Source organism: Campylobacter sp. Cr9 (genome assembly GCF_020138295.1).
Classification (GTDB): Bacteria; Campylobacterota; Campylobacteria; order Campylobacterales; family Campylobacteraceae; genus Campylobacter_E.
Genome location: NZ_JACGBH010000029.1, coordinates 1 through 3,656 on the forward strand (window position 1 = coordinate 1; position 3,656 = coordinate 3,656).

At 42.5% G+C, this 3,656-nt stretch carries 2 rRNA genes; both read left to right on the top strand.

Annotation, left to right across the window (positions count from 1 at the left end):
• Positions 1–360: 360 nt before the first annotated feature.
• A 23S ribosomal RNA gene (locus AVANS14531_RS09040) occupies positions 361–3,271 on the top strand.
• Between the two features lie 116 nt (positions 3,272–3,387).
• Positions 3,388–3,504: ribosomal RNA gene (gene rrf, locus AVANS14531_RS09045) — 5S ribosomal RNA — on the top strand.
• Positions 3,505–3,656: the final 152 nt, after the last annotated feature.

A 3,656-nucleotide genomic window follows, 5' to 3' on the forward strand; every position in this document is an offset into this window, starting at 1 on the left:
AAAACTTAAACAGAGCATTTAAGCAAATGTTCTTTCTAGGTTTTTTTAATTTAATTCTATGTTTATATATAGTTTTAACCTAGTGTTATTTTATTTATCAATGTTAAGAGTCACAAGCAAGTAATATAAAACAATTTCATAAGCTTGTTAAAGGTAATTAAGTCTTAATCTCTTTCTTAAATATTAAGAAAAAGTTTTTAAGCATCACAGCTTAGACGCTTTCCGTCTTGAAGGTTAAGAATAATTACATAAAAACTTTAGCAAGGAAGTAATGCGTTTTAGTAATACTAAAAACAATAACAATAATGCATGCAAATATATTTCAATTTTAATTGTAATAATATTTAACATTATTAATAAAGGTAAGCTAATAAGAGCGAATGGCGGATGCCTTGGCAGACAGAGGCGATGAAGGACGTACTAGACTGCGATAAGCTACGAGGAGCCGTCAAGGGGCATTAATTCGTAGATTTCCGAATGGGGCAACCCAATACATAGAGATATGTATTACCATATATGGAGCGAACGTTGGGAATTGAAACATCTTAGTACCAACAGGAAAAGAAATCAATAGAGATTACGCTAGTAGCGGCGAGCGAAAGCGTAAGAGGGCAAACCACTAGTTTACTAGTGGGGTTGTAGGACTGCAACAAAGACTAAGCAAAGATAGTAGAACAAGTTGGAAAGCTTGAGCGTAGAGGGTGATACTCCCGTACATAAAATCTTTACTTTACTTAGCAGTATCCTGAGTAGGGCGAGACACGTGAAATCTTGTCTGAAGCTGGGTCGACCACGATCCAACCCTAAATACTAATGTCTGACCGATAGTGTACAAGTACCGTGAGGGAAAGGTGAAAAGAACTGAGGTGATCAGAGTGAAATAGAACCTGAAACCATTTGCTTACAATCATTCAGAGCACTATGTAGCAATACAGTGTGATGGACTGCCTTTTGCATAATGAGCCTGCGAGTTGTGGTGTCTGGCAAGGTTAAGCTAACGTGAAGCCGTAGCGAAAGCGAGTCTTAATAGGGCGATAAGTCAGATGCTGCAGACCCGAAACGAAGTGATCTATCCATGAGCAGGTTGAAGCTAGTGTAAGAACTAGTGGAGGACCCAACCGACGGCCATTGAAACGGCTCCGGATGACTTGTGGATAGGGGTGAAAGGCCAATCAAACTTCGTGATAGCTGGTTCTCTCCGAAATATATTTAGGTATAGCGTTGTGTAGTAGCTATAAGGGGTAGAGCACTGAATGGGCTAGGGCATACACCAATGTACCAAACCCTATCAAACTCCGAATACTTATAGTGTAATCACAGCAGTCAGGCGGCGAGTGATAAAATCCGTCGTCGAGAGGGGAACAACCCAGACTACCAGCTAAGGTCCCTAAATCTTATTTGAGTGGAAAACGATGTGAAGTTACTTTAACAACCAGGAGGTTGGCTTAGAAGCAGCCATCCTTTAAAGAAAGCGTAATAGCTCACTGGTCTAGTGATTTTGCGCGGAAAATATAACGGGGCTAAAATAAGTACCGAAGCTGTAGACTTAGTTTTTACTAAGTGGTAGGAGAGCGTTCTATAGGCGTTGAAGATGTACCGGTAAGGAGCGTTGGAGCGTATAGAAGTGAGCATGCAGGCATGAGTAGCGATAATTAATGTGAGAATCATTAACGCCGTAAACCCAAGGTTTCCTACGCGATGCTCGTCATCGTAGGGTTAGTCGGGTCCTAAGCAAAGTCCGAAAGGGGTATGCGATGGAAAATTGGTTAATATTCCAATACCAACATTATTGTGCGATGGAAGGACGCTTAGGGCTAAGCAAGCTAGCTGATGGAAGTGCTAGTCTAAGGTCGTAGGTTGTTATACAGGCAAATCCGTGTAACGTTAGACCGAGAACTGAAAGGCTTTCTGAAGTCTTCGGATGGAAGGAAGAATTGCTGATGCCGTCGAGCCAAGAAAAGTTTCTAAGTTTAGATAATGTTGCCCGTACCGTAAACCGACACAGGTGGGTGGGATGAGTATTCTAAGGCGCGTGGAAGAACTCTCTTTAAGGAACTCTGCAAAATAGCACCGTATCTTCGGTATAAGGTGTGGTTAGCCTTGTATTAGGATTTACTCCGAAAGCAAGGAAACTTACAACAAAGAGTCCCTCCCGACTGTTTACCAAAAACACAGCACTCTGCTAACACGTAAGTGGATGTATAGGGTGTGACGCCTGCCCGGTGCTCGAAGGTTAATTGATGGGGTCAGCAGCAATGCGAAGCTCTTGATCGAAGCCCGAGTAAACGGCGGCCGTAACTATAACGGTCCTAAGGTAGCGAAATTCCTTGTCGATTAAATATCGACCTGCATGAATGGCGTAACGAGATGGGAGCTGTCTCAAAGAGGGATCCAGTGAAATTGTAGTGGAGGTGAAAATTCCTCCTACCCGCGGCAAGACGGAAAGACCCCGTGGACCTTTACTACAGCTTGACACTGCTACTTGGATAAGAATGTGCAGGATAGGTGGGAGGCTTTGAGTTATAGACGCCAGTTTATAATGAGCCATCGTTGAGATACCACTCTTTCTTATTCGGGTAGCTAACTAGCGTGAGTTATCCTCACGTAGGACAATGTCTGGTGGGTAGTTTGACTGGGGCGGTCGCCTCCCAAAAAATAACGGAGGCTTACAAAGGTTGGTTCAAAACGGTTGGAAATCGTTTGTAGAGTATAAAGGCATAAACCAGCTTAACTGCAAGACAAACACGTCAAGCAGAGACGAAAGTCGGTCTTAGTGATCCGGTGGTTCTGTGTGGAAGGGCCATCGCTCAAAGGATAAAAGGTACCCCGGGGATAACAGGCTGATCTCCCCCAAGAGCTCACATCGACGGGGAGGTTTGGCACCTCGATGTCGGCTCATCGCATCCTGGGGCTGGAGCAGGTCCCAAGGGTATGGCTGTTCGCCATTTAAAGCGGTACGCGAGCTGGGTTCAGAACGTCGTGAGACAGTTCGGTCCCTATCTGCCGTGGGCGTAAGAAGATTGAAGAGATTTGACCCTAGTACGAGAGGACCGGGTTGAACGAACCACTGGTGTAGCTGTTGTTCTGCCAAGAGCATCGCAGCGTAGCTAAGTTCGGATGTGATAAGAGCTGAAAGCATCTAAGCTCGAAGCCAACTCTAAGATGAATCTTCTCTTAAGGTCGCAGCAAGACTAGCTGCTTGATAGGTTGGGTGTGTAAGTGGTGAAAGCCATTTAGCTGACCAATACTAATAGACCGTCCGCTTACTTTAAATAAGCATTACTTCCTTGCTAAGGTTTATTACTTTAGTGAGTTTAAGAGTTTAAATTACTTGCTTTTAACATTGTTATTTAAGTTTATTAAAAACTAATAGATTTAAATAACAATGTCCGTGATTATACAAATGTGGTAACGCCTTGTCCCATCCCGAACCAAGAAGCTAAGCACATTGTGGGCGATGATACTGTACCTTACTGGTATGGGGAAAGTAGCTCGTTGCGGACTTGTTAAAATCTTTTTTAACTCCTTTCTTTTTAATAATAATTAATTTTTACATATTTATTTTTTTAAATCAATTTTTATATTTATTTATTTTTTAAAAACGGGATAGGGCTAGAAGGTGTTTTTATTGCATTTGCTCTGGTTTTTTTATGGTT